Source organism: Pseudomonas sp. SWI44 (assembly GCF_002947915.1).
GTDB lineage: Bacteria > Pseudomonadota > Gammaproteobacteria > Pseudomonadales > Pseudomonadaceae > Aquipseudomonas > Aquipseudomonas taiwanensis.
In genome coordinates, this window is the sequence record NZ_CP026674.1 from 2,555,360 (window position 1) to 2,580,715 (window position 25,356).

Genomic DNA, 25,356 nt, shown 5'->3' on the forward strand with positions numbered 1-25,356 from the left:
AAGAACTCCCGGCGTGGTCCATGTTTTGGCAAATGGCCATCAGTCAGCGTTATGCTAGCCGGGATTCAAGAGGAGTATCGATGAGTAAAGTCAATGTGCTGGTCGTGGATGACGCACCGTTCATTCGTGACCTGGTGAGGAAGTGCTTGCGCAATGCCTTCCCCGGCATGGTCATCGACGATGCGGTCAACGGCCGCAAGGCCATGACCATGCTGAGCAAAGAACCGTTCGACCTGGTGCTGTGCGACTGGGAGATGCCGGAAATGTCCGGTTTGGAACTGCTGACCTGGTGCCGTCAGCAGCCCGAGATGAAGAACCTGCAGTTCATCATGGTAACCAGCCGTGGTGACAAGGAGAACGTGATCCAGGCCATTCAGGCCGGCGTCTCAGACTTCGTCGGCAAGCCGTTCACCAACGAGCAGCTGCTGACCAAGGTAAAAAAGGCGCTGACCAAGATCGGCAAACTCGAAGGCCTGGTGGCGGGTGCGCAGGCACGGGTCAACTCGGCATTCGCCAACGACTCGTTGAGCGCCCTGACTGGCGGCAAGCCTGAAGCGGCCAAGGTCTCGGCGCCCGCGCCTGCCTCAGCCCCGGCCCCTGCCAAACCCTTGATCAACGCGCCAACCCCCACTACCGCCGCTGCTGCTGCGCAGACGGGCCGTGGTCAGGGGCAGCTGCGGTTGTCCAGCGGTACACAGCCTTGTGTGATCAAGGCCTTGAGCCTCAAGGAAGCCTTGCTGGTGGTTCGGCGTAGTGCGGTCCTGCCACAAGTGCTAGAAGGTGCGGTGTTGGACCTGGAGCAGGGCGAGAACGCCGAGGTGGCACGTTTGAACGGCTACTTGCATGCGATTGCGGCTCTGGAACCGAAACCAGAGAGTGATTGGCTGCAATTGACGTTCAAGTTCGTCGATCAGGATGCACAGAAGCTGGATTACCTGTCGCGCCTGATCGCGCGCGGCACCCAGCAGAAGCATTTCACTCCGGGGGCCTGAGCCCATCGTCGATAAGCTGGCGCCTTGGGTTGCACGACCACCAGGTGCCGGCTTGTCGGGTGCTGGCTGTTCACCCGACCAACTGCAGCCCATCGGCCAAATCCCCCTGCTAGGCTTCGACAGACAATAACTGTCAAAAAGCCACTATCATGCCAGCCTCTCGCCTGCTGCTGTTCTGTGCCTTGCTCACGGCTTCGGCGTCGAGCCTGGGCATGACCATCTACAAGACCGTCGACAATTTCGGCGTGGTCTCGTACTCCGACCGTTACAGCCCCGGCGCGAAAACCTTCGAGCTGCGTGAGCCGATGCTCGAACGGATCGAGGGCAAGGTGCGTTTGCAGACCGAGACCTTTCCTGGCGGTGTGCGCTTTGTCGTGCGAAATGACCTGTACGTACCGATGCAGGTCGAGCTGCGTATCGACAAGCTGGCCAACGCCTTTGGCGGCAACGCGCCCCGCACCGTGCGCGCCATCGTCGGCCCGCGTTCGAGCAAAACGTTGAGCTCGGTGCTGGCGGCGCCGGGCGGGCCGCTCAAGTATGTCAGCCAGTTCCAGTACGCCATGGGAGACCCCACTCAGCGCTCGCTGGCTTACCGATATCCCTTCCCCTGGAAAGGCGGACCGTTCCGCTTGACCCAGGGGCCCAATGGCCGTTTCAGCCACTTCGGCCCTAAGGGGCGCTATGCCATGGACATCGCCATGCCAGAGGGCACGCCGATCATCGCTGCGCGGGGTGGGGTGGTGGTCAGGATCGAGAACAACCAGAGTGGGCGGGGCACCAACCCGTCGGGCAACTTCGTGCGTATTCTGCACCCGGACGGCACCATGGGCGTCTACCTGCACCTGATGCGCGGGTCGGTGGTGGTCGCTGAGGGGCAACAGGTGGTAGTAGGGCAGGCCTTGGCCAAGTCGGGCAACACGGGCAACAGCACCGGGCCACATCTGCATTTCGTGGTGCAACGCAATGTGGGGCTGGCGCTGGAGTCGATACCCTTTCAGTTCGACCGGCCGATTGGCGGGCTGCCGGATTTTACCGCTGGCAACCCTTGAGGAGGGTGTGGGCTTCACCGTCGGCAAGCCGGCTCCTGCAGGTTCGGGAGTCGGCTTGCCGGGTGGCGCCACGGTCGGTCAATCCAGCTTGAGCACCTTGGCCAGCACGATCTTTGGCCCTTTCATCTTCTTGATGATGATACGCAGCCCCTCGACCTCCAGCACTTCTTCTTCCTCAGGTACCCGCTTGAGCGTCTCGTACACCAGGCCAGCCAGGGTTTCTGCCTCGATATGGTCCAGGTCGATGCCCAACAGGCGCTCGACCTTGAACAGCGGTGTATCGCCACGCACCAGCAGTTTGCCCGGCTGGTAGGCGAGGATGCCGCGTTCGGTCTTGCGGTGTTCGTCCTGGATGTCGCCGACCAGCACTTCCAGCACGTCTTCCATGGTCAGGTAGCCGATTACCTTGCCATCGGCTTCCTCGACCAGCACGAAATGCGCGCCGCCCTTGCGGAACTGCTCCAGCAGTTGCGCCAGCGGCATGTGCCGGGAAACACGCTCCAGCGGGCGGGAGAGGTCTTCCAGGTCGATGGTCTCGGGCAGGTGCTCCAGCTCGGCAAGCTCCAGCAGCAAGTCCTTGATGTGCAGCAGTCCGGTGAACTCCTCGCGCTCGGCGTCGTACACCGGGTAACGGCTGAACTTGTGGCGGCGTACCAGGGCCAGGATCTCCCTCAGCGGCGCATGGGCGTCGATACTGACCATGTCTTCGCGCGAGTTGGCCCAGTCGACCACCTCCAGCTCGCCCATTTCGACCGCCGAGGCGAGTACGCGCATGCCCTGGTCACTCGGGTCCTGGCCTCGGCTGGAGTGCAGGATGAGCTTGAGCTCCTCGCGGCTGTAGTGGTGCTCGTGGTGTGGGCCGGGCTCACCCTGGCCGGCAATGCGCAGGATGGTGTTGGCGCTGGCGTTGAGCAGATAGATGGCCGGGTACATCAGCCAGTAGAACAGGTACAGCGGCACGGCTGTCCACAGCGACAGCAGTTCCGGTTTGCGGATGGCCCAGGACTTGGGCGCCAGCTCGCCGACCACGATGTGCAGGTAGGAGATCACGAAGAAGGCGACGAAGAACGAAATCGCCTTGATCAGCTCAGGCGTGTCCACACCCATGTATGCCAGCAATGGCTCGAGCAAGTGGGCGAAGGCCGGCTCACCGACCCAGCCCAGGCCTAGGGAGGCGAGGGTGATACCCAACTGGCAGGCCGAGAGGTAGGCGTCCAGCTGGTTGTGAACCTTGCGCAGGATGCTGCCGCGCCAGCCGTGCAGTTCGGCAATGGATTCGACGCGGGTAGCGCGCAGCTTGACCATGGCGAACTCGGCGGCAACGAAGAAGCCGTTGAGCAGCACCAGCAGCAGGGCGAAGATGATCATGCCGAAATCGGCGAATAACGAGGTGAGGCTGATACCAGGGGAAGGGTCCATGATGGAGTTTTTACGGGGGCCGTCTTTGGGAAATTAAAAAATAAAGTGCCAGCTTTTGCTGGCACAGGGGATCCAATGTAGCGGCTGAGGGCGCAAAAGCAAAGGGTGGTGGTCCTATTGGGGCCGACTGCACGCCCAAACGCTTCGCCGACAGGTCAGTCCTGGTCAGCTTTGCCGTTGGCCAATTGAGCCGGTGCGAAGTGACAGGTGAAGGTGCTGCCATGCCCCGGAACGCTGCTGATCTCCAGCTTGCCGCGATGGCGCATCAGCACATGCTTGACGATGGCCAGGCCAAGCCCGGTACCTCCGGTGTTGGAAGCGCGGCTGGAGTCGACCCGGTAGAAACGTTCGGTCAGGCGGGGCAGGTGCTTGGCGTCGATACCCACACCTGAATCCTGCACAGACAGATGGGCGCCCTGTTCATCGGCCCACCAGCGGATGCGGATGCTGCCTTCGTCCTGGGTGTACTTGACTGCATTGAACACCAGGTTGGAGAACGCGCTGCGCAGCTCCGCCTCGCTGCCCTTCAGGCGCAGGCCCGGCGCAGCTTCCAGGCTGATTCGCTGGTTACGTGGGCCAGACAGCGCCTGGGCATCGCTCTTGATCGACTGCAGCAGGGCGTCCACAGCCACCGGATGGTTGTCCGATGGGTAGTCCGTGGCTTCCAGCTTGGCCAGCAGCAACAGGTCGTTGAGCAGGGTCTGCATGCGTGAGCCCTGCTGGCTCATCTGCTGCAATGCCCGGCCCCAGCGTGGGTTCACGTCATCGACGTTGTCCAGCAGCGTTTCCAGATAGCCAGTGATCACCGTCAGCGGGGTGCGCAGTTCATGCGAGACGTTGGCCACGAAGTCCTTGCGCATCTGTTCGAGCTGATGAATGCGGGTGACATCGCGCACCAGCATCAGATGCTCGTTGTTGCCGTAACGGGTGATATGCAACTGGACCCGCATGCGGTCGTTGATCGGCGACGGGATTTCCAGCGGCTCGGCGTAGTTCCCGGCCTCGAAGTATTCCTTGAAACGGGGATGACGCACCAGGTTGGTGACGGGTTGTCCGCCATCCTGAGGGGTCTTGAAGCCCAGCAGGGTTTCAGCGGCGCGGTTCCACCATTCCAGGTTGCCGTCGCTGTCGAGCATGATCACTGCATCGCGCAGCGCGGCGGTGGATTCCTGAACCCGGTCGATCACTGCCTGCAGGCGGCCACGCACTCGTTGGTCGCGCCGCTGCAGGTGGTAGATGCTGTCGAAGACCTCGCCCCACAGGCCGTAGCCATCGGGTGGAGCTTCGTCGGGCTGATGGTTGCGCAGCCAGTCATGCAGGCGCAGCAGTTGCTTGAGGGTCCAACCCAGGTAAAGCGCCAGGCCAATGGCCAGGCTCCAGCCGTAGTAGCCACTGATCAGTCCACCGATCAGGCAAACGGTGATCAGTAGCAGCAGGTGACGAATCAGGGTCGCGTGCCAGTTCTGGTTCAATTGACGGTCCTTGTACAGCGGCGTGCGGCTGGCTTGCGGGTTAGTCAGCTTTTGGTCGAGAAGCGGTAACCCGTGCCCCGGACGGTTTGTACCAGATTTTCATAGGCCTCACCCAAGGCTTTGCGCAGGCGGCGGATATGCACGTCGACGGTGCGTTCCTCGACATAGACGTTGCCGCCCCAGACCTGGTCCAGCAGTTGCCCACGGGTGTAGGCGCGTTCCTGGTGGGTCATGAAGAACTGCAGCAGGCGGTACTCGGTAGGCCCCATTTCCGCAGGCTTGCCATCGATGGTCACGCGGTGGCTGATCGGGTCGAGCAGCAGGCCGCCGACTTCGATGGGGGCTTCACTGTCACTGGGGCCGGTGCGACGCAGCACGGCCTTCAGGCGTGCCACCAGCTCGCGCGGCGAGAACGGCTTGGTGATGTAGTCGTCGGCGCCGACTTCCAGGCCTTGGATCTTGTTGTCCTCTTCACCTTTGGCGGTGAGCATGATGATCGGGATGTCCCCGGTCAGCTCGTCACGCTTGAGGCGACGAGCCAGCTCGATGCCGGAAGTGCCGGGGAGCATCCAGTCCAGCAGGATCAGGTCGGGCTTGCGGTCGACGATGATCGCGTGGGCCTGCTGCGAGTTCTCCGCTTCCAGGCAGTCATAGCCGGCCATTTCCAATGCAACGGCGATCATCTCGCGGATAGGCGCCTCGTCGTCGACGATCAGAATGTTTCTGCCAACCATGCTCAAAACCTCTCCCAGGAACGATGTCTTGGCCCGCATTAGATAACGGAATTATTGCAGCTGTGTGACAGGGCGTTGGCCGTTCTGGCGACATTCCATGACTGGACTAGGCTTCAAAGGGCCGCTGCGGCGGCTCTTCGAACCCATAGCCCCCGAACAATGGTGATTCCAATGACACGACATACGCTGAGCTGGATGGCCCTTTTCGCTGCCCTGGCGCTCCCGGGGGTGGCGTCCGCCCACCATGCCATGGAAAAAGATGGCATGTGGGTCGATGATGCCGGGATGACGCTCTACACCTTCGACAAGGACAGCGGTGGCAAGTCGATGTGCAATGGTGAGTGTGCGAAGAACTGGCCGCCGCTGATGGTCTCGAAGGACGATGAGGCACCAAAGGACAAGTGGACCCACGTCACCCGCGACGATGGTTCAATGCAGTGGGCCTATGACGGCAAGCCGCTGTACACCTTCATCAAGGACAAGAAAGCCGGGGACAAGACCGGCGATGGCATGAAAGACGTCTGGCACATCGCCAAGCCTTGAGGTCCTGCGGGCCCACACGCCGCGTCGATCACGAACCTGCTGCGGCTGTTGCACAGCCCTTTCTCGACATAAGGCCGCTCCTACAAGGCACGCGCATTGCCTGTAGGAGCCGGCTTGACTGCGATGAACTCAGCGCAAGGCGTAATCCAGCACCACGCCAATGAACACCAGCATCCCCGCCCAGTGATTGTGCAGGAAGGCCTTGAAGCACGACTCGCGGTCCAGCTTGCGCGTCGACCAGAACTCCCAGGCGAAGCACAGCGCCGCACCCAGCAGCCCCAAGTGGAACCAGCCCCCCAGCTCGAAGCGGTTTCCCGCCAGCAACAGGCAGCCCAGCGACAGCATCTGCAGGCTCAGGATGATGACCCGGTCGGCCTCGCCGAACAGAATCGCGGTGGATTTCACCCCAATCTTCAAGTCGTCGTCGCGGTCGACCATGGCGTAGTAGGTGTCGTAGCCCACCGTCCATAGCAGGTTGGCGATGTACAGCAGCCAGGCACTGGCTGGCAGTTCACCACCGGCCGCCGTGAATGCCATGGGGATACCCCAGGAATACGCGGCGCCCAGCACCACTTGTGGGTAGTAGGTGAAGCGCTTCATGAACGGGTAGCAGAAAGCCAGGGCCACCGCCCCGAACGACAGCCAGACCGTCTTGCTGTTGGTGCACAGCACCAGCAGGAAACTCACCCCGACCAGAATCGCGAACAGCGCCACGGCCTCGCGTGGCCTGACCCGGCCGCTGGCCAGGGGACGATCGGCGGTGCGCTTGACGTGGCCGTCCACTTTGCGATCGGCGAAGTCGTTGATGCAGCAGCCGGCGGCGCGCATCAGTACCACCCCCAGGCCGAAGATCAGCACGTTGGCCAGTGTCGGCGAGCCATTGCCGGCGATCCACACTGCCGACAAGGTTGGCCACAGCAGCAGGTAGATACCGATGGGTCGATCCATACGGCTGAGCTGTATGAAATCCCAGGCACGCGGATGGACGCGATTGAGCGACTTGAGCATTTGCAGGTACATCAGCGAGTTTCCTCCTTGGCCGCTTGCCATAGCGCCGGCAGGAAGACTTCCGCCACCAGCAGGTCGAGGCCATCGCGTTCGAAGCGTGAGCGTCGTCCCCACAGATTTGCCTGGGCTGCTTCGGCGGGCAACCAGGCCTGTGGATACTGGCAGGCCTCGATCGGGTGGCGAACGAATGCCTGGTCGCAGAACAGTAGCTCGCCGAGTGAGCGGCTGCCCAGCGACTCCAGGTCCAGGCCGCCACGCGCCAGTGCACTGCGGCTCGAGACGCTACGGGCGAAGACCCATGGTTCGCCATGGCCGCGCAGGAACACTTCGCGCACCCAGCCTTCGGCCCCCGTGGGGATGCCCAGGGCCAGGCATTCGTCCTCGCGCAGGGCTTGCCAGCCCTCGAACAGCGGGGTAACGGTGAAGTGGTTCTGGGAAAGATGGGTCAGGCGGCGGGTCAGCGAGCCTTCGTCGAACAGCCAGTCAACAATGGGCTGGCCCAGGCCGGTTGCCAGTTGCGAATACGGCAGCCACGCGGCAGCGGCTGCTTGCGGGGTTTCGTACGACACGTCGGTATGCTTGTTACAACCAGAGAGGCGGCGAGCTTAGCATGATTGCCCCGACTGCTTGCATACTGCTGGCTGGGCCATTACAAAGCCCCACCTGACTGAGGAACGAGCCTGATGAAAAAGTGGCAGTGTATTGTTTGCGGATTGATCTACGACGAAGCCGAAGGCTGGCCGGACGACGGCATCGCTCCGGGCACCCGTTGGGAAGATGTACCGGAAGATTGGCTGTGCCCCGACTGCGGCGTCGGCAAGAGTGACTTCGAAATGATCGCCATCGGCTGATCGAACCTGTTCAAGAGCGAGGAAAGCACGACATGTCATCCCCTGTGGTCATCATCGGTACTGGTCTGGCGGGCTATAACCTGGCCCGTGAGTTTCGCAAGCTCGATACCCAGACGCCGCTGCTGCTGATTACCGCCGACGACGGCCGCTCCTACTCCAAGCCAATGCTCTCCACCGGCTTTGCCAAGCACAAGGATGCCGACGGCCTATGCATGGCCGAACCTGGCGCCATGGCCGACCAGCTCAATGCCGAAATCCGCACCCATACCCGCATCAGCGGTATCGACCCAGGCCACAAGCGCCTGTGGATTGGCGAGGAGGCCATCGAGTATCGGGACTTGGTATTGGCCTGGGGCGCGCAGACAGTGCAAGTGCCCATCGAAGGGGATGCTGGTGAATGGGTATTCCCGATCAATGACCTGGAAGACTACGCCCGGTTTCGCGCCGCCGCTGCGGGCAAGCAGCGCGTACTGATCCTGGGTGCCGGGCTGATTGGCTGCGAGTTCGCCAACGACCTGACCTTGGGTGGTTACCAGGTCGATGTCGTGGCCCCGTGCGAGCAATTGATGCCAACCCTGCTGCATCCGGCTGCCGCCGCGGCGGTACAGGACGGGCTGCAAGAGTTGGGCGTACGCTTTCATCTGGGGCCCGTGCTGACGCGCCTGCAACGGGCGGGTGATGGGCTTGAGGCGCATCTGTCGGACGGTACCGTGATCGCCTGCGAACTGGTGGTGTCCGCCATTGGCCTGCGCCCACGCATCGACCTGGCCGCTGCCGCGGGCCTGCAGACCAATCGCGGTGTGGTGGTGGACCGACAGTTGCGTACGTCCCACGGCAATATTTTCGCGCTGGGGGACTGCGCCGAGGTCGACGGTATCAACCTGCTGTATGTGATGCCGCTGATGGCTTGTGCCCGTGCCTTGGCCCAAACCCTGGCCGGCAACCCCACCACAGTCAGTTATGGGCCGATGCCGGTCACAGTGAAGACCCCGGCCTGCCCACTGGTAGTCTCGCCGCCACCTCCGGGCCGGGAGGGTATTTGGCGGGTGCACGGCGAGGGTCGTGACCTCAAGGTGCTCTGCCACGATGCTGACGGCCAGTTGTTGGGCTATGCCCTGACGGGCGCCGGGGTGATGGAGAAACTGGCCCTGAATCGGCAGTTACCACCCCTGATGGCGTAAATGACAGGCGTTCTGTCGGGTTTACCCTTTAGTTGCCACTACAATGGCCGCCCAGATACTGGCGCGGCCTCGGTGGGCGTGCCATTCTCACTCCCGTCTGCCGCAGATTAGAGCCTGCGGTGCCTTGAGCGCTGCCTCTTCGGGCAGCACGGCATAACAACAAGAATTCCGTCAAAGAGGCTTCACTATGCGTAAACCAGAACTCGCCGCCGTCATCGCCGAAAAGGCCGATCTGACCAAGGAAAAAGCCAACCAAGTGCTGAACGCGATTCTCGACAGCATCACAGGTGCCCTGGACAAGGACACCGTCACCTTGGTCGGCTTCGGCACCTTCGAAAAACGCCATCGTGGTGCCCGCACCGGCAAGAACCCGCAAACCGGCCAGCCGGTGAAGATCAAGGCCAGCAACACCGTTGCCTTCAAACCTGGCAAGAACCTTCGTGACAGCGTCAACGCCCCAGCCAAGCCGGCTAAAAAAGGCAAGTGATGCACACCTGACAATCCCCAGTGTCAGTAAGACGGGCGCCCCAGGGCGCCCGTCGTGTTTTGCAAACGATGCATTCGGCAGAGCTGTATAAAAAGTTCAGGAAACGGATAAACTCCGCGTCTCAGTCATTTTTTATTCGAGGCGCGTTGATGAAGTTTCGCTTTCTTCTTTGGGCCATGGGGCTATTGATGGCCAGGGCCAGCCGCAGCAACCCGGCCTTCCAACAGCAGCTCAAGGACAAAGACCTGGTGTTCCAGATGCAGACACTGGACGGCAAGGTTGCGCGTCACTTCATCGTCAGCGGCGAGCGCGTCAGCAGCAAGGGTGGGTTGCACCCGCAACCGGCTTTCGCCATTGCATTCAAGGATGCGGCTTACGGTTTTGCCACGATGCAGGCGGGTAACAAGCAGTTGGCCTTCATGCAGGGTATCCAGGACAAGAACATCCAGATCAAGGGCAATCCAGCGTTGGTGATGTGGTTCCAGGGTTTGATGAAGTACCTGAAGCCGAAAAAGAAGGGTTGAGATCCCAGAAACTGTTGCGCTGAACCTGTGAGCGCGGGCTCATCCGCCAAGCCCGCGCCACAGGGGCGAATACCCCGAAAGATTGGACGGATCCAACCCTGGGGATCAATGCGGTGCGTGGAATTGCGAGGCCAGCTCGCGCAACAGGCTTTCGGCCTCCAGCACCTTGTTCACCACATCCTCCGCCTTTTCCCGCGTGATGCCCAGACGGTCCAGTAAATCATCAGGGATTTCAGCCTGTGGCCCTGAGCCGATTCCGCGCGAGCGCAGCAGCCGGGTCGCCAGGCACACCAAATTGGGGAATGCTGAATTTTCGCCGTCGTAGGACGGGTCATGCTGGAAACGCAGCGCGGCCGACAGCTCTTCTGGCATGTCCCACAGCTTCATCAGCCAAGTGCCGATCTGTTCGCGGCTGATGCCCAGCAGGTGCTGTTCCACATAGGTGTGGCACAGGTGCGGGTTGACCTCCAGATGACGGCAGATCAGCGAGAAGTGCGGTGGGAACACGTGGGCCAGCAGTAGATAGCCGAAATTGTGCAGCAGCCCCGCGAGGTAGGTCAGACCGGCTTCAGGGCGCTCGGCCCGTGGCATGGCGCGGGTCAGGCCTTCGATGATCGCGGCGGTGTAGATCGACTGCTGCCAGTAAGGCGTGGCTTGCTGGGGGTGGTCCTTCGGCAGGCTCAGGGTCTTGCCCAGGGCCAGGCCCAAGGCCAGGTTGATCACCAGGTCGAAGCCCAGCACGCGCACGATGGCGTCCTCTACCGAGCGGATCTTGCCGGGTGAGGCGTAGTAAGGGGACGCCGCCCAGCTGACCACTTGGGCAGCCAGCGCTGGATCGGTTTCCACTACGCCGGTGATGTCATCGATGCTGGCATTGGGGTCGACCCGCAGCTTGATGATCTTCTGTGCGGTGTCTGCCAGCGGCGGAATTTCGATGGTCTGCTCCAGTCGTTGCTGGATGCGCCGGGCGGTGAAGGCCTGCACGGCCTGGGTGATTTCCTTCGAGTCGTCGTCGGGGCGGTCCAGGTTGGGGCGGATGTCCCTGACGGGCTGTCCGAAGCTGCCCGCGCTGGCTTTCTTCAGCATGCGCTTGAAGTCATCCCGCTCGATTCTCAGCAAAAGACCGGTTTCTCCGGACTCGATGAGCAGCGTCTGGCTGTCGAGCAGTTTCTGTTCGTACAGGCAAGGCGAGCTGGTCAGCGCCGGGATGCCAGGCAGCGCCTTGAGACTGTGCTTGTCGAGCATCTGCTTGAGGCGTGCAACGGGGACCGCACGGAGCTTGCGTCCGGTCAATTCCTCAAGGCGATTGAGGTCCAGCAGCTTGCTCTGTGGGAACAGCACCATCAGGGCGCCGACCTCATCGTCGAGCAGAATCGCCTGTACCCGCGAAGCCGCCGGCAGGGCCGGATCCTCAGGCACCTCGCGATAGCTGACGCCAAGCTTTTCCAGCAGCAGCTTGATCACCGAGGGTGCATGTGGGGTTGCGGTATCCAGGGCAACTTCAGTCATGGTCCGTATCCACTATTTCTTTTAAACGCGAAGTATAACCAGCCTGGCCCGCAAGCTGGATCCAATTTGGGACAATCGTCACACTTGGCCATATTGCTGGCCATGGCGCAGCCAGCGATCGAGCAGCGGGCTGACATGGTCGGGCCAGCGGGCTAGCAGGGCCTGGGCCGCGTCACGCACGGCCGGCAGCAGATCGGCATCGCGCATCAAGTCGGCAACCTTGAACTGTAGCAGGCCAGTCTGACGGGTTCCGAGCATCTCGCCAGGGCCACGCAGCTCCAGGTCTTTCTCGGCGATGATGAAGCCATCGTTGGTTTCCCGCATGATCCCCAGCCGTTCGCGGCCGATCTGCGACAGGGGCGGGTGGTACAACAGGACGCAATGGCTGACCGCGCTGCCACGGCCGACGCGGCCACGCAGCTGGTGCAACTGGGCCAGGCCAAGGCGCTCGGGGTTCTCGATGATCATCAGGCTGGCATTCGGTACATCCACCCCGACCTCGATCACCGTGGTGGCCACCAGCAGTTGCAGCTTGCCTTCCTTGAACTCGGCCATCACCGCCGCCTTCTCGGCCGGTTTCATGCGGCCGTGGATCAAGCCCACGCGCAGCTCGCCCAGGGCGCTGCCCAGCTCCTCGAAGGTGCTTTCTGCCGCCTGGCAGGTCAGCTCTTCGGACTCCTCGATCAACGTGCACACCCAATACGCCTGGCGCCCTTCGGCACAGGCAGCGCGGACCCGCTCGACCACTTCGAAACGCCGGCTGTCTGCGACCAGAACGGTGTTGACCGGTGTGCGGCCAGGCGGCAGCTCGTCAAGGATCGAGGTGTCGAGGTCGGCGTAGGCGCTCATGGCCAGGGTGCGGGGGATCGGCGTGGCCGTCATGATCAGTTGGTGCGGGCACAGTTCGCCGGCCACACCTTTCTTGCGCAAGGCCAGGCGTTGCTGGACACCGAATCGGTGCTGCTCGTCGATGATCGCCAGGGCCAGGTGCTTGAACCGGACCTCGTCCTGGAACAGCGCGTGGGTACCGACCACCATGGGTGCGCCATTGGCGATCTGCTCCAGGGCACTGGTACGGGCCTTGCCCTTGAGTTTGCCGGCCAACCAGGCCACCTCTATGCCCAGTGGTTCCAACCAGCGCTTGAACGTGATGTAGTGCTGCTCGGCCAAGATCTCGGTCGGGGCCATCAGTGCCACCTGGTAGCCGGCTTCCAGCGCCTGAAGCGCCGCCAGGGCAGCTACCACGGTCTTGCCGGCGCCGACATCGCCTTGCACCAGGCGCATCATCGGCTCGGCCTGGCTGAGGTCGTAGGCAATTTCATTGGCAACCCGTTGCTGGGCGCCGGTCGGCTTGAAGCCGAGGTTGGCCAGGTATTGCGCTTGCAGACGGCCAGCCTTGGGCAGCACGGGGGCACGTAGGCTGCGCAGGCTTTCGCGCAGGCGCTGCTGCGAAAGCTGGTGGGTCAGCAGCTCTTCGAACGCCAGGCGATGCTGGGCCCAGTGCTGGCCTTCGGCGAGTTCGTCGAGGTCAGCGTCAGCCGGTGGGTTGTGCAGGTAGCGGATGGCATCGTCCAGCGGTGCCAGGTGGTAATCGCGAGCCAATTGCTCCGGCAGCCAGTCCGGCAGGCTGCGCGGGCCGAGCATGCCCAGGCTCTGTTGGCACAGCAGGCGCAAGCGCTGCTGGGTGAGCCCTTCGGTGGACGGGTAGATCGGCGTCAGTGTCTGCTCGACAGGAGGCGGTGGTTCGTCTCCGTTCAGTGCACGGTACTCTGGGTGGTAGATTTCCAGCCCTGATGCACCTGGCCGGGCTTCGCCGTAGCAGCGCAGGTGCGTGCCACGCTTCAGGCCCTCTTTCTGAGCATTGCTGAAGTGGTAGAAGCGCAGGCTCAGCACGCCGCTCCCGTCACCCAGGCGTACCACCAGGCTGCGGCGTTTGCCCATGGTCACATCGGCACCGCTGACCACACCTTCGATGACCGCGTCCTGGCCGGGGCGCAGGGCCCCGATGGGAACGACGCGCGTGCGGTCCTGGTAGCGCAGCGGCAGGTGGAACAGCAGGTCCTGCAGATTCTCGAGTCCAACCTTGGCGAGTTTTTCCGCCATGGCTTCGCCCACTCCCTTGAGTGCCGTGACCGGCACCTTAGACAGCTCAGTCATGGTTCAGGCCGATTGTTCCACGGGCGGCTTGGCGACCGAGCAGAGGCGGATCGAGTCAGCGAGGATCTCGATCGCCTTGGGCCGTGGGAAGCTGGCGCGCCAGGCAATGGCCACGGTGCGGAACGGCGCGGGCGGTGTGAGTGGACGCACTTCGATGACGCCGGGCGCATAGTGGTGGCTGTGCACCGCCGACAACGGCAGGATCGATACGCCGAGGCCTGAGGCAACCATGTGGCGGATGGTTTCCAGGGAGCTGGATTCTACGGTGGTGTGCTTGGAACCTTCGCCTTTATTCAAGGTCGGGCACGCTTCCAGCACTTGGTCGCGGAAGCAGTGGCCTTCGCCGAGCAGGAGCAGGCTCTTGTCGTTGAGCATGGCGGTGTCGATGGTCTTTTTGGCCGTCCATGGGTGATCGGCGGGCATCAGCGCGCAGAATGGCTCATCGTAGAGTGGCAGGGTCAGCACGTCGGCCTCGTTGAACGGCAGGGCGATGATCACTGCGTCCAGCTCGCCATTGCGCAACTTCTCGCGCAGGACGTGGGTGAAGTTCTCTTCGATGTACAGCGGCATCTGTGGGGCAACCCGGTGCAGCTGTGGGATCAGGTGCGGGAACAGGTAAGGGCCGACGGTATAGATGGCGCCCACCTTGAGCGGCGCGGTCAGCTGGTTCTTGCCGGCTTGGGCCAGTTCGCGGATGCCCTGTGCCTGCTCCAGCACCTTCTGCGCCTGGGCCACGATGCTTTCGCCGACCGGTGTCAGGCGCACCGCGCTTTTGCTGCGCTCGAAAATCAGTACACCCAGCTCGTCCTCAAGCTTCTTCACGCCGACCGACAGGGTCGGTTGGCTGACGTGGCAGCGCTCGGCGGCATGGCCGAAGTGCTGCTCTTGGGCGAGTGTGACGATGTAGCGTAATTCTGTGAGGGTCATAACGTGCGTCCATGAAGTTGCGGGCCCAGCATAGCGGCTGCAAACGATAGACGCACGTTATCAGACTTGTTGATTTGTGACAGAAACAACCGTATCAGCGGCGATCCAGCGAGTAGACGAAAGGTGCCACTACTTCGATGGTGCCATTGTTCAGCAACTCGGCCGGTGGCTTAGGCACCGTACCGGCACGACGGATCATCTCCAGAGTCGCCCGGTCCAGTGCTGCGCTACCGGAGCCGCCAGCCAACGAGTACGACACCACCTTGCCCTCGGCGTCGACCACGAACCGCAGGCGGTTGATGCCTTGCAGACCGCGGCGTCGCGCGTCTTCCGGGTAGCGCTTGTACTTCGCCAAGTGGCGCAGCAGGTCGCTTTGCCAGGTCGGCAACGCTTTGCTGTTGGACGCGATGCTTGGCGCCGGTGCCGCCGACTTCTGCGGTGGCGTGTTGCTTGGCGGCGTGTCCGCGACTTCTTCCTTGGCCGGTGGCTCATCCTTCGGCGGCTCAGGCTTTTTCTCTGGCTTGGGCGGCTGCGGCTTAGGCTTGGGCTTCGGGGGTTTCGGGATGGCGATCTTGGGCTTGGGGGCCTCCGCCAGCTTGGGTAACGGCGGTTCTTCAACCGGTGCCGGCGGTTGTGGAGCCGCTTTGGGAGGTGGTGGTGGCGCGGGCTCGGGCAGCGGCGCCAACTCGACCATCATCGCTGCCGGGGGCAGTTCGATGGCCTGGGGCACCGACCAGTTGAGCGTAAGCAGCACAGCGACGGCATGGACACCCAGCACGAGTGCCAGGCTGCCGCTGTAACGCGCCAGATTGTGCCGCGTCTTCGTCATTTCTTGGCTGCCGTCTCGAGACCTACCAGGCCGACTTTCAGGTAGCCGGCCGCGCGCATGTTGTTCATCACTTCCATCAGGTCACCGTAATCCACGCCTTTATCGGCCTGGAAGAAGATGGTGGTTTCCTTGTCGCCCTTGGTCTTGGCGTCGAGCATCGGGCCAAGCTGGTCGGGTGCCGGAACCTGATCGTCGCCGACATAAAGCTTTTGGTCGGCCTTGACGCTGACGAACACCGGTTTCTCGGGCCTCGGCGCCGGTTTGGCGGTCGAGGCGGGCAGGTCGACCTTGATGTCAACCGTGGCCAAGGGGGCGGCGACCATGAAGATGATCAGCAGCACCAGCATCACGTCGATGAACGGCGTGACGTTGATTTCGTGGTTTTCGGCGAGGTCATCGCCACCTTCGTTCAGATGCAGGCCCATGGTTTACCCCACTTTCACCATGTGCGGGGTGGCGCGCTCGCTACCCTGGTGGTCGAGGTCACGGCTTACCAGCAGCAGTACCTGCGCCGACGCGTCGGAGACTTGAGCCTTGTAGCCTGCGATGGAGCGGGCGAAGACGTTGTAGATCACCACGGCCGGGATAGCCGCAACCAGGCCCAGTGCGGTGGCCAGCAGGGCTTCAGCGATACCAGGGGCAACCACGGCGAGGTTGGTGGTCTGGGTCTTGGCGATGCCGATGAAGCTGTTCATGATGCCCCAGACGGTACCAAACAGGCCGACGAACGGTGCGGTCGAGCCGATGGTGGCGAGGACCCCGGTGCCGCTGCTCATGCTGCGGCCGCTGGCTGCTACCAGGCGCTCCAAGCGGAAGCTGACGCGTTCCTTGATGCCTTCTTTCTCGCGGGCATTGGCCGACAAGCGCATTTCCTCCAGTGCATCGTGGACCAGCGTGTGGGCCAGCGTGCCTTCCTTGTTAGAGGCGTCGCTGGCCTCCTTGAGGCTGGCGGACTTCTTCAGGACCGCGATCTCACCGCGCAGACGACGTTTGGCGCCCATCAGTTCGAAGCCTTTGGCGATCCAGATGGTCCAGGTAATGATCGAGGCGATGGCCAGGCCGATCATCACCGCTTTGACCACGACGTCGGCGTTCTTGTACATGCCCCATGGAGACAGGTCATGTGCCATGCCCAGGGAGTTGTCCTCGACGATTGCTTGCGTCTGTTCGCCTGCTGGCGCCGCTGAATCTACCGGGGCGGCGGCGTTGGCAGCTGGGGCAGCGGCCTGAGCATCGCCAGCGGGCGCGGCAGCCGGTGCAGTGGCAGCTGCAGGGGTGGAGGCATTGGTGCTTGGTTCATCAGCCATGGCAGCTGGGGCCAGTACCAGGCTGAACATCAGCGCGGCAATGGCGCGCCAGGCGCGCGAGGTGGTTGGCGAAGCGGAAGGTTGAGTACGTGTCATGCTGGCCGGACCTGATGAAGAAGAAAAGTCAGCGTTCTTCAAAGCCTCGAAGCAGGCCGAGAACAGATAGGGGTGCCATTATTGCAAGTAATTCTTGTTAACAAAAGTAATCTCGTTGCTTTTTTCCACCTTGGTCTAGCCGCCTATCGCGTAATCCGGCTAGCCTGACCCTTTGATCTTCGGAGTTTTGTGATGTCAGACCTATCCGCGATGATCGTAGGATGCGGTGATGTAGGCGGCCGCCTGGCCCGGCAACTGCTGGCTCGCGGTTGGCAGGTCAGTGGCCTGCGACGTTCGGTTGGCCAACTGCCGGCCGGAGTGATACCGGTCGCCGCAGACCTCTTGAGCCCGGAGATTCCCCAGGCATGGCCAGTGCGTGCGCCGGACTACCTGGTGTACTGCGTAGCGGCCAGCCAGCACGATGAAGCCGGTTACCAGGCTGCGTACGTCGAGGGTTTGCGGCACGTATTGTCTTGGTTGAACGAGCGAGGACAACGCCCGCGTCGCCTGCTGTTCGTCTCCAGCAGCAGTGTCTATGCGCAGAAAGATGGCGAATGGATCGACGAGACCGCCGCCACCGAACCCGAGGGTTACTCCGGGCGGATCATGCTGGAGGCAGAGCGGCTAGCCCTGGGCAGTGGCATTCCAGCTACCCTGGTGCGCTTGACGGGAATCTACGGGCCAGGTCGCGAATGGCTGCTCAGCCAGGTGCGTCAAGGTTACCGCGTGGCCGCGGAGCCGCCGCTGTATGGCAACCGCATCCACGCTGAAGATGCCGCAAGCCTGCTCGCCTTCCTGTTGCAGGCCGACGCTAAGGGTGTGACGTTGGAAGATTGCTATATCGGTGTCGACAATGACCCGGCGCCCTTGGCCGATGTGGTGGCCTGGCTGCGAGCGTACATGGGTGTCACCGAGTGGTCGGATGAGCAACGCGTGCGGCGCACCGGTAGCAAGCGCTGCAGCAACGCCCGGGCACGCGCGTTGGGGTGGGCCCCGGTGTATCCGAGCTACAAGGAAGGGTACGCAGCCATTCTTGCGCAGCGTTGACCTTGTCGCCGACTTGCCCGCATCCCCAAATCTCACACAGGGCTGGCCTGCCCCCAAGAAGCTGGACACAAATCCAACCCTTGGGGGCCGTCAAGGGCAGTGCAGGTCGTTATGCCGCGATCAGCCGCGCTCGAGCACCCACTTGCGAGCGCCCGGTGCCAGGGTTGGCACCTCATCGGGCTGTGCGCTGTTGATTGCCTGGAAGATCTCCAGCTTGTCGCCATCGCGTTTGAAGATGAATGGCGCGCCACGCTGGTCACGCTCCAGCCACAGGCTGTCATTGCTGCCGCCCATGGCGGCGCAGTCGCCGGCAAGGCACAGGGCATAGCGGTCCGGGCCGGGCAGGCCAGTGACGCTGCCGTTATCGGCGAAACGCACCACGCCGCCTTTACCCTGTCCTTCGACGATCTTCCATTCGCCGCCCAGATAGGACTGGTACAACGCCTTTTCGAAGCTGCTGCCAAGCGGAGCGTCAGCCGCATTCGGTTGCTTGGCACGGACGAAGGTCTGCTCAGCGCCGCGCTGGTCGGTGGCTTTCAGTTCATCGCCATCCAGTTTCAACTGCTCGGTCTGGCCACCGGGGAAGCTGGCTTGCCATTGCTTGTCATTGGCGCTCAACTGGCCATCGGCAGCTTCGAAGCCGTTGCTGTAGCTGACTTGCTGGTTGGCGACATCGAGTTTCCACTCAAGGACCGGCCCATGCTTGTCCAGCGCCTGGCGCAGGCTACCGCCCTTGGCGGCCTCGATGGCGTCCTGGTTGATCCAGACGCCGTTGAAATCTTCGGGTTTGTGGCTGGCACAGCCGCTCATGAGCAGGGCGGCCAGTGCGAAGGGGAGTGCTTGACGCATGGCTGTATAACCTTGGCAGGAAGGTGACGGGCAGGGCGCCCGTCACCAGGGCATCATTCGATGACCAGAATGGCGTCCATTTCAACCTGGGCGCCTTTCGGCAGTGCGGCAACGCCGATGGCGGCGCGGGCCGGGTACGGCTGCTCGAAGTAACGGCCCATGACTTCGTTGACTTTGGCGAAGTGGCTCAGGTCAGTGAGGAAGATGTTGAGCTTGACGATGTCCTTGAAGGAACCACCAGCAGCTTCAGCTACGGCCTTGAGGTTTTCGAATACCTGTACGGTCTGGGCTTCGAAACCTTCGACCAGTTCCATGGTTTTTGGGTCCAGCGGGATCTGGCCCGACATGTACACGGTGTTACCGGCCTTGATCGCCTGGGAGTAGGTGCCGATAGCGGCAGGGGCCTTGTCGCTGTTGATAACAGTCTTGCTCATGATGACTCCTTGCTGTTGACGGACTACGCACGCATGCGGGTGATGCGGACCACGCCGGTCAGCGTACGCAGCTTCTTGATCACTCGCGCCAGGTGCACGCGGTCGTGCACGCTGACCACCAACTGGACCACGCTGATTCGACCGTCGCGTTCGTCCATGCTGATCTTCTCGATGTTGCCATCGGCGGCATTGACACTGCTGGCGAGCAGGGCGATCAGACCGCGCTGGTGCTCCAGCTCGACGCGCAGCTCGACATTGAATTCGCCAGTGATGTCCTTGGCCCAGGAGAGCTGCACGCACTTCTCTGGGTTGTGTCGGATTTCGCTGATGTTCCGGCAGTTCTCAAGGTGCACGACCATGCCTTTGCCTGCGGACAGGTGGCCGACGATGGGGTCGCCCGGAATCGGTGTGCAGCACTTGGCGTAACTGAGCACCAGGCCTTCGGTGCCACGAATGGCCAGCGGGCCTTCCGGAGCCGGCAATGGTTCGCCTTCGGCCGAAAGCAGGCGGCGGGCGACGACATAGGCCATGCGATTGCCCAAGCCGATGTCTTCGAGCAGGTCTTCGATCAGTTCCAGACGGTACTCGGCAAGAATCGCCAGGATACGGTCCTGCGGTATCTGCTCCAGACTGCTGTCGAACCCGGTCAGCACTTTGTTCAGCAGGCGTTCGCCCAGGCTGATGGATTCGGAGCGGCGTTGCTGCTTGAGCGCGTGGCGGATGTGCGTGCGCGCCTTGCCGGTGACGACGAAGTTGAGCCAGGCCGGGTTGGGCCGGGCACCTGGCGCACTGACGATTTCCACGGTCGAGCCGCTTTGCAGGGGTTCGGAGAGCGGTGCCAGGCGGCGATTGATGCGGCAGGCGATACAGCTGTTGCCAACGTCAGTGTGCACGGCATAGGCAAAGTCGACAGCGGTGGAGCCTTTGGGCAGCTCCATGATTCGCCCTTTGGGCGTGAAGACGTAGACCTCGTCGGGGAACAGGTCGATCTTCACGCTCTCGATGAATTCCAGCGAGTTGCCGGCGCGTTGCTGCAGTTCGAGGATGCCCTTGACCCACTGGCGGGCGCGGGCATGGCTGCCTTTGGGCTGCTCGTCCTCGTTGGACTTGTAGAGCCAGTGCGCGGCGATGCCGTTGTTGGCCATCTCTTCCATCTCGCGGGTGCGGATCTGGATTTCGATGGGCACGCCGTGCATGCCGAACAAGGTGGTGTGCAACGATTGGTAGCCGTTGGCCTTGGGGATCGCGATGTAATCCTTGAACCGGCCCGGCAGCGGCTTGTACAGGTTGTGCACGGCACCGAGCACGCGGTAGCAAGTGTCGACCTTGTCGACGATGATGCGGAAGGCATACACGTCCATGATCTCGTTGAAGGCGCGACGCTTGCCGCGCATCTTCTTGTAGATGCCATAGAGGTGTTTCTGCCGGCCGCTGACTTCGCCCTCGATACCGTCTGCAGCCAGGCAGTTGGCCAGTGACTGCTCGATCTTGGCGACGATTTCCTTGCGGTTGCCGCGAGCGCTCTTGACTGCCCGGTGGATGAGCGACGAGCGCATCGGGTGCATGGCCTTGAAGCCGAGGTCTTCGAACTCCACGCGCACGGTGTGCATCCCCAGACGATTGGCGATGGGGGCGTAGATTTCGAGGGTTTCCTTGGCGATGCGCCGGCGTTTTTCGCCCGACAGCACTTCCAGGGTGCGCATGTTGTGCAGGCGGTCAGCCAGCTTGACCAGGATCACGCGGATATCGCGAGCCATGGCCATGGCCATTTTCTGGAAGTTCTCGGCTTGCGCCTCGGCCTTGGTTTCGAAGTTCATCTGGGTCAGCTTGCTGACCCCGTCGACCAGCTCGGCGACGGTTTCGCCGAACTGCTGGCAGAGGGCTTCCTTGGCGATGCCGGTGTCTTCGATCACGTCGTGCAGCATGGCGGCCATCAGGCTTTGATGGTCCATGTGCATGTCGGCAAGGATGCTGGCCACGGCCAGCGGATGGGTCACGTAGGGCTCACCGCTGCGGCGGCGCTGCCCGTCGTGGGCCTGTTCGGCGTAAAAGTAGGCGCGACGAACCAGGTTGACCTGCTCCGGGCCCAGATAGGTCGACAGCCGTTCGGCTAAGGCTTCTATACCCGGCATGGATTCACCTCTTGCCGAGGAAGAGGGCCTTGTGCCGCACGATGTCGACCAGGCATGGATCAGACCGCCTCGTTGGACTCGTCCTCGAACGCGGCGAAGACCGGATCCTCGGTGACGATCTCTTCTGCGGCGATGAACTCAGGGGTAACGATACCTTCGGCGATTTCGCGCAGGGCGACCACGGTCGGCTTGTCGTTTTCCCATGCTACGCGCGGTTCTTTGCCGCCGGTAGCCAGCTGACGTGCGCGCTTGGTCGAGAGCATGACCAGCTCAAAACGGTTATCCACGTGTTCCAGGCAGTCTTCAACAGTAACGCGGGCCATGGTCTTCCTCAGTAGCAAATGCGGTAGGCGTGCAGCCCAATATGGGCGGGCGGACTCGATAGTTTAAAAAATCACCAGCCAATAGGGAAGCGCTGTTTTGTCCGGTGGCTCGGTGTCGGCTTCTGCGCGGGTACATCCGCGTCTGCTGGGAATGCGCGGGTCATGAACCGCGGCAGCCGCGAAAGGGCCGTTACAGAGACCCTCGATGCATGATTCCGACGATAACGTCCCAGGCCCCAGGAACACAACATCCCTTACAACATTGCGTCGCGCAACCGGGGTGTCAGTTCTTCGAAGAGTGTCTGTACCGAGCGCAACGCCCGGCAGTCCGGCCGCGTCAACAGCCACAACTGGGTGTCGCAACCCGGTAGCGGGCCGCTCAGCGCCTCCACTCCAGGCAATGCGTGCACCATGTAGTCAGGCAGCGCCGCTACGCCAAGGCCAGTGCTCACCAGCTGGGCGATGGTCGACATGCCGCTGCACTGGTAGCGCGGGCTAAGCCCTGGGTACTGCTGGTTGCGCCAAACCACCGTGGGGTGATCCTGCATTGAGTCGTCCGGGGCGATCCACGGCACGCTGCTGGCAGACTCGGCCAGGCGTTCGCGCCACTGCGCTTGGCCGCAGATCACGTAGGAGGTGGACCCCAGGCAGCGTCCGACCAGATGTTCCGGTGGCGTGTTGGTCAAGCGCAGGGCGATGTCGGCATCGCGTCGGCTCAGGTTGGCGAAGGTGTTGGACGTACCCATCTCCAGCGACAGCGCTGGGTAGTTCGGCATGAACGCAGCCAGCGCGGGCAGCAGCAAGGTGTGCATCACCGCCTCGGTGCAGGTCAGTCGAACCGTGCCGCTGACTACCTGCTCGCCGCTGGTCATGGCGATGCGCGCAGCGTCCAGCGCTTGTTCGGCACGTTCGGCCTGTTCTGCCAGGGCCTGTGCGGTGTCGGTGGGCAGGTAGCCCTTGCGGCTTTTGACGAACAAGGCGGTGCCCAGCGCCGACTCAAGGCGACGTATGGAGCGGAACACGGTCGAGACGTCGACCTTGAGCAATTCGGCAGCCTTGGCCAGCGAGCGGCCACGTTCCAGGGCCAGGACCAGAGAAAGGTCGGCATGGGTAATCTGATATTGCATTGGTGCACGCTCTGCTTGCCGAATTGCCAATGTCTGTTGCGTTGAGGCCATTTTATAGTGAAACGGCCCCCGGTAATCAATGCAGCCGGTCGGGCAACCTATCCCCCGATGGGAAAGTGAAAAGAACAACAGTAGCAACCATCGCCGCCGCCGAGGCGCCAGCCGTATCCCCTCACATCGCCGCAGCAAATCAAAGGATGTACAGCCATGACGTCGGTAACCCCGTGCGCCAGTTCTTCCAGCGAGATGAATGAATTCCTCAAGGCCCATCCGGACACTCAGTACGTCGATCTGCTGATCTCCGACATGAATGGAGTGGTACGTGGCAAGCGTATCGAGCGCGCCAGCCTGCACAAGGTGTACGAGAAGGGCATCAACCTGCCTGCCTCGCTGTTCGCCCTGGATATCAACGGCTCGACCGTCGAGAGCACCGGGCTTGGCCTGGATATCGGCGATGCCGACCGCATCTGCTACCCGATCCCTGGGACGCTTTCCGATGAGCCGTGGCAGAAACGTCCGACCGCCCAGTTGCTGATGACCATGCACGAACTGGATGGGCAGCCGTTCTTCGCCGACCCGCGCGAGGTGCTGCGTCAGGTGGTCAGCAAGTTCGACGATCTTGGCCTGGACATCTGCGCCGCGTTCGAGCTGGAGTTCTACCTGATCGACCAGGACAACCTCAACGGTCGTCCGCAACCGCCGCGTTCGCCCATTTCGGGCAAGCGCCCGCAGTCCACCCAGGTGTACCTGATCGACGACCTCGACGAATACGCCGACTGCCTCCAGGACATGCTCGAAGCTGCCAAGGAGCAGGGCCTGCCGGCTGACGCCATCGTCAAGGAAAGCGCCCCGGCGCAGTTCGAAGTCAATCTGCACCATGTCGCTGACCCGCTGAAGGCCTGCGACTACGCGATTCTGCTCAAGCGCTTGATCAAGAACATCGCCTACGACCATGAGATGGATACCACCTTCATGGCCAAGCCCTATCCGGGTCAGGCGGGCAACGGCTTGCATGTGCATATCTCGTTGCTGGACAAGAAGACCGGCAAGAACATCTTCGCCAGCGATGATCCGCAGGAAAGTGAAACCCTGCGCCATGCCATCGGTGGCGTCCTGGAAACCATGCCTGCCTCCATGGCGTTCCTGTGCCCGAACATCAATTCCTACCGCCGTTTCGGTGCGCAGTTCTATGTACCCAACGCCCCGAGCTGGGGCCTGGACAACCGCACAGTGGCTGTACGCGTACCCACCGACAGCCGCGAAAACGTGCGTATCGAGCACCGCGTGGCCGGTGCGGACGCCAACCCGTACCTGATGCTCGCGGCGATTCTCGCCGGTATCCATCACGGCCTGACCCACAAAGTCGAGCCAGGTGAACCGATCGAAGGCAACTCGTACGAACAGTTGGAGCAGAGCCTGCCGAACAACCTGCGCGATGCCTTGCGCGCGCTGGACGACAGCGAAGTGCTCAATCAATACATCAGCCCGGACTACATCGATATCTTCGTGGCCTGCAAGGAAAGCGAACTGGCCGAGTTCGAAGTATCGATTTCCGACCTCGAGTACAACTGGTACCTGCACACGGTGTAAGCCCATGAGCGCAATTGCGGTCCCCTTGATCGGTGTCAGCGCCTGCCGTCAGCAGGTGGGGAAGAACTCGTCGCACACGGTGGGCGACAAGTATGTCGAGGCGGCGGGCTTTGCCGGGCTGCCACTGCTGTTGCCGGCTCGCGATGCCGGCAGTGACACGCAGGCGCTGTTGGCGCAGCTCGACGGCATTGTTTTTACCGGTTCGCCTTCAAATATCGAGCCGCATCATTACAATGGCGCCCCCAGCGCGGAAGGGACCCGGCACGACCCTGCTCGTGACCGCCTGACCTTGCCGCTGCTGCAGGCGGCCATTGCCGCCGGTGTACCGGTGTTCTGCATTTGTCGTGGTTTCCAGGAATTGAATGTGGCCTTGGGCGGCACTCTGCACCAGCGCGTGCAGGAGCTGCCTGGCTTCCTGGACCACCGTGAACCTGAGGATGCACCCCTGGAGGTGCAATACGGCCTTCGTCACCCCGTCAGCATCGAGCCGGGCGGGTTGTTCGAGCGCCTGGGCCTGGCTGCGCAGTTCGAAGTCAATTCGTTGCACAGCCAGGGTATCGACCGCCTGGCCCCAGGGCTGCGTGTCGAGGCACGGGCCCCGGATGGCCTGATCGAAGCGGTGTCGATGGTTGATGCACCTGGCTTTGTGCTGGGTGTTCAGTGGCACCCTGAGTGGCGTTTCGCCGAAAACCCGGTCTCCTTGCGCCTGTTCCAGGCGTTTCGTGAGGCCTGCATTGCCCATGCTGCACGGTAGGGTCATGACCCGAAG

26 protein-coding genes are annotated in these 25,356 nt (G+C 62.3%); 10 read left to right on the forward strand and 16 right to left on the reverse strand.

The window, feature by feature from the left end; genetic code table 11:
* Positions 1-80: 80 nt before the first annotated feature.
* Positions 81-992: a response regulator gene (locus C4Q26_RS11985; RefSeq protein ID WP_023383058.1), complete on the forward strand. Its 912-nt coding sequence runs from the start codon at positions 81-83 to the stop codon at positions 990-992.
* Between the two features lie 149 nt (positions 993-1,141).
* Positions 1,142-2,041 (forward strand): peptidoglycan DD-metalloendopeptidase family protein, encoded by a 900-nt coding sequence (locus C4Q26_RS11990; RefSeq protein WP_023383057.1) that lies wholly within the window; start codon positions 1,142-1,144, stop codon positions 2,039-2,041.
* Positions 2,042-2,119: 78 nt separating this feature from the next.
* Here the strand turns inward: C4Q26_RS11990 and C4Q26_RS11995 are convergent, their stop codons facing one another.
* From C4Q26_RS11995 to phoB, 3 genes are all read right to left on the reverse strand, one after another.
* Positions 2,120-3,460 (reverse strand): hemolysin family protein, encoded by a 1,341-nt coding sequence (locus tag C4Q26_RS11995; RefSeq protein WP_023383056.1) that lies wholly within the window; start codon positions 3,458-3,460, stop codon positions 2,120-2,122.
* 155 nt (positions 3,461-3,615) lie between these two features.
* A complete protein-coding gene (phoR, locus tag C4Q26_RS12000) occupies positions 3,616-4,932 on the reverse strand; it encodes a phosphate regulon sensor histidine kinase PhoR (RefSeq protein ID WP_023383055.1) in 1,317 nt (438 codons plus the stop codon).
* Between the two features lie 44 nt (positions 4,933-4,976).
* Positions 4,977-5,666 carry a phosphate regulon transcriptional regulator PhoB gene (gene phoB / locus C4Q26_RS12005; protein ID WP_003253341.1) on the reverse strand — a complete coding sequence of 230 codons (690 nt, stop codon included), beginning with the start codon at positions 5,664-5,666 and terminating at the stop codon, positions 4,977-4,979.
* A 171-nt stretch (positions 5,667-5,837) separates the two neighbouring features.
* Here phoB and C4Q26_RS12010 point away from each other — a divergent pair, with 171 nt between their 5' ends.
* Complete coding sequence (locus tag C4Q26_RS12010; RefSeq protein WP_023383054.1) at positions 5,838-6,209, forward strand: hypothetical protein; 372 nt, start codon at positions 5,838-5,840, stop codon at positions 6,207-6,209.
* A gap of 129 nt (positions 6,210-6,338) precedes the next feature.
* Here the strand turns inward: C4Q26_RS12010 and ubiA are convergent, their stop codons facing one another.
* Complete coding sequence (gene ubiA / locus C4Q26_RS12015; RefSeq protein ID WP_023383053.1) at positions 6,339-7,229, reverse strand: 4-hydroxybenzoate octaprenyltransferase; 891 nt, start codon at positions 7,227-7,229, stop codon at positions 6,339-6,341.
* Positions 7,229-7,786, reverse strand: coding sequence for a chorismate lyase (locus C4Q26_RS12020; protein WP_023383052.1), 558 nt, complete (start codon positions 7,784-7,786; stop codon positions 7,229-7,231). The genes ubiA and C4Q26_RS12020 overlap by 1 nt, the downstream gene beginning before the upstream one ends.
* A gap of 114 nt (positions 7,787-7,900) precedes the next feature.
* On the opposite strand from C4Q26_RS12020, the gene C4Q26_RS12025 reads away from it, so the two are divergent.
* From C4Q26_RS12025 to C4Q26_RS12040, 4 genes are all read left to right on the forward strand, one after another.
* A complete protein-coding gene (locus C4Q26_RS12025) occupies positions 7,901-8,068 on the forward strand; it encodes a rubredoxin (RefSeq protein WP_011536423.1) in 168 nt (55 codons plus the stop codon).
* Positions 8,069-8,100: 32 nt separating this feature from the next.
* A complete protein-coding gene (locus tag C4Q26_RS12030; RefSeq protein WP_027906660.1) occupies positions 8,101-9,249 on the forward strand; it encodes an NAD(P)/FAD-dependent oxidoreductase in 1,149 nt (382 codons plus the stop codon).
* 187 nt (positions 9,250-9,436) lie between these two features.
* Positions 9,437-9,736: an HU family DNA-binding protein gene (locus C4Q26_RS12035; protein ID WP_016394014.1), complete on the forward strand. Its 300-nt coding sequence runs from the start codon at positions 9,437-9,439 to the stop codon at positions 9,734-9,736.
* 149 nt (positions 9,737-9,885) lie between these two features.
* Positions 9,886-10,260, forward strand: coding sequence for a hypothetical protein (locus tag C4Q26_RS12040; RefSeq protein WP_023383050.1), 375 nt, complete (start codon positions 9,886-9,888; stop codon positions 10,258-10,260).
* 105 nt (positions 10,261-10,365) lie between these two features.
* Here C4Q26_RS12040 and C4Q26_RS12045 read toward each other — a convergent pair whose 3' ends face one another.
* The 6 genes from C4Q26_RS12045 to exbB form a co-directional block, all read right to left on the reverse strand.
* Positions 10,366-11,769: an aminoacyl-tRNA deacylase and HDOD domain-containing protein gene (locus tag C4Q26_RS12045; protein ID WP_027906661.1), complete on the reverse strand. Its 1,404-nt coding sequence runs from the start codon at positions 11,767-11,769 to the stop codon at positions 10,366-10,368.
* Positions 11,770-11,847: 78 nt separating this feature from the next.
* Positions 11,848-13,926 (reverse strand): ATP-dependent DNA helicase RecG, encoded by a 2,079-nt coding sequence (gene recG / locus C4Q26_RS12050; protein WP_023383048.1) that lies wholly within the window; start codon positions 13,924-13,926, stop codon positions 11,848-11,850.
* A gap of 3 nt (positions 13,927-13,929) precedes the next feature.
* Complete coding sequence (locus C4Q26_RS12055; protein ID WP_023383047.1) at positions 13,930-14,853, reverse strand: hydrogen peroxide-inducible genes activator; 924 nt, start codon at positions 14,851-14,853, stop codon at positions 13,930-13,932.
* A 94-nt stretch (positions 14,854-14,947) separates the two neighbouring features.
* Positions 14,948-15,682, reverse strand: a complete 735-nt coding sequence (locus C4Q26_RS12060; protein WP_023383046.1) for an energy transducer TonB — start codon at positions 15,680-15,682, stop codon at positions 14,948-14,950.
* The gene (exbD, locus tag C4Q26_RS12065; RefSeq protein WP_013974803.1) at positions 15,679-16,107 is read right to left on the reverse strand and encodes a TonB system transport protein ExbD; all 429 of its coding nucleotides are present in this window, start codon (positions 16,105-16,107) and stop codon (positions 15,679-15,681) included. Before exbD ends, C4Q26_RS12060 begins: the two co-directional genes overlap by 4 nt.
* Positions 16,108-16,110: 3 nt before the next feature.
* Positions 16,111-17,085 carry a tonB-system energizer ExbB gene (gene exbB, locus C4Q26_RS12070; RefSeq protein ID WP_027906663.1) on the reverse strand — a complete coding sequence of 325 codons (975 nt, stop codon included), beginning with the start codon at positions 17,083-17,085 and terminating at the stop codon, positions 16,111-16,113.
* 192 nt (positions 17,086-17,277) lie between these two features.
* Here exbB and C4Q26_RS12075 point away from each other — a divergent pair, with 192 nt between their 5' ends.
* Positions 17,278-18,132, forward strand: a complete 855-nt coding sequence (locus C4Q26_RS12075) for an NAD-dependent epimerase/dehydratase family protein (RefSeq protein ID WP_023383044.1) — start codon at positions 17,278-17,280, stop codon at positions 18,130-18,132.
* A gap of 120 nt (positions 18,133-18,252) precedes the next feature.
* On the opposite strand, the gene C4Q26_RS12080 is transcribed toward C4Q26_RS12075, so the two are convergent.
* The 5 genes from C4Q26_RS12080 to C4Q26_RS12100 all read right to left on the reverse strand — a co-directional run bounded on the left by C4Q26_RS12080 (position 18,253) and on the right by C4Q26_RS12100 (position 22,997).
* Positions 18,253-18,981 (reverse strand): hypothetical protein, encoded by a 729-nt coding sequence (locus tag C4Q26_RS12080; protein ID WP_023383043.1) that lies wholly within the window; start codon positions 18,979-18,981, stop codon positions 18,253-18,255.
* A 53-nt stretch (positions 18,982-19,034) separates the two neighbouring features.
* The gene (locus tag C4Q26_RS12085; RefSeq protein WP_009684531.1) at positions 19,035-19,415 is read right to left on the reverse strand and encodes a RidA family protein; all 381 of its coding nucleotides are present in this window, start codon (positions 19,413-19,415) and stop codon (positions 19,035-19,037) included.
* A gap of 23 nt (positions 19,416-19,438) precedes the next feature.
* Positions 19,439-21,547: a bifunctional GTP diphosphokinase/guanosine-3',5'-bis pyrophosphate 3'-pyrophosphohydrolase gene (spoT, locus tag C4Q26_RS12090; RefSeq protein WP_023383042.1), complete on the reverse strand. Its 2,109-nt coding sequence runs from the start codon at positions 21,545-21,547 to the stop codon at positions 19,439-19,441.
* 59 nt (positions 21,548-21,606) lie between these two features.
* Positions 21,607-21,870 (reverse strand): DNA-directed RNA polymerase subunit omega, encoded by a 264-nt coding sequence (rpoZ, locus tag C4Q26_RS12095; protein WP_016394025.1) that lies wholly within the window; start codon positions 21,868-21,870, stop codon positions 21,607-21,609.
* A 254-nt stretch (positions 21,871-22,124) separates the two neighbouring features.
* On the reverse strand, positions 22,125-22,997 hold the full coding sequence (locus C4Q26_RS12100; RefSeq protein ID WP_023383041.1) for a LysR family transcriptional regulator: 873 nt from the start codon (positions 22,995-22,997) through the stop codon (positions 22,125-22,127).
* A 207-nt stretch (positions 22,998-23,204) separates the two neighbouring features.
* On the opposite strand from C4Q26_RS12100, the gene C4Q26_RS12105 reads away from it, so the two are divergent.
* Together C4Q26_RS12105 and C4Q26_RS12110 are read left to right on the forward strand one after the other, a co-directional pair.
* Positions 23,205-24,587 (forward strand): glutamine synthetase family protein, encoded by a 1,383-nt coding sequence (locus C4Q26_RS12105; protein ID WP_023383040.1) that lies wholly within the window; start codon positions 23,205-23,207, stop codon positions 24,585-24,587.
* Positions 24,588-24,591: 4 nt separating this feature from the next.
* A complete protein-coding gene (locus C4Q26_RS12110; protein ID WP_104881062.1) occupies positions 24,592-25,341 on the forward strand; it encodes a gamma-glutamyl-gamma-aminobutyrate hydrolase family protein in 750 nt (249 codons plus the stop codon).
* Positions 25,342-25,356 lie beyond the last annotated feature (15 nt).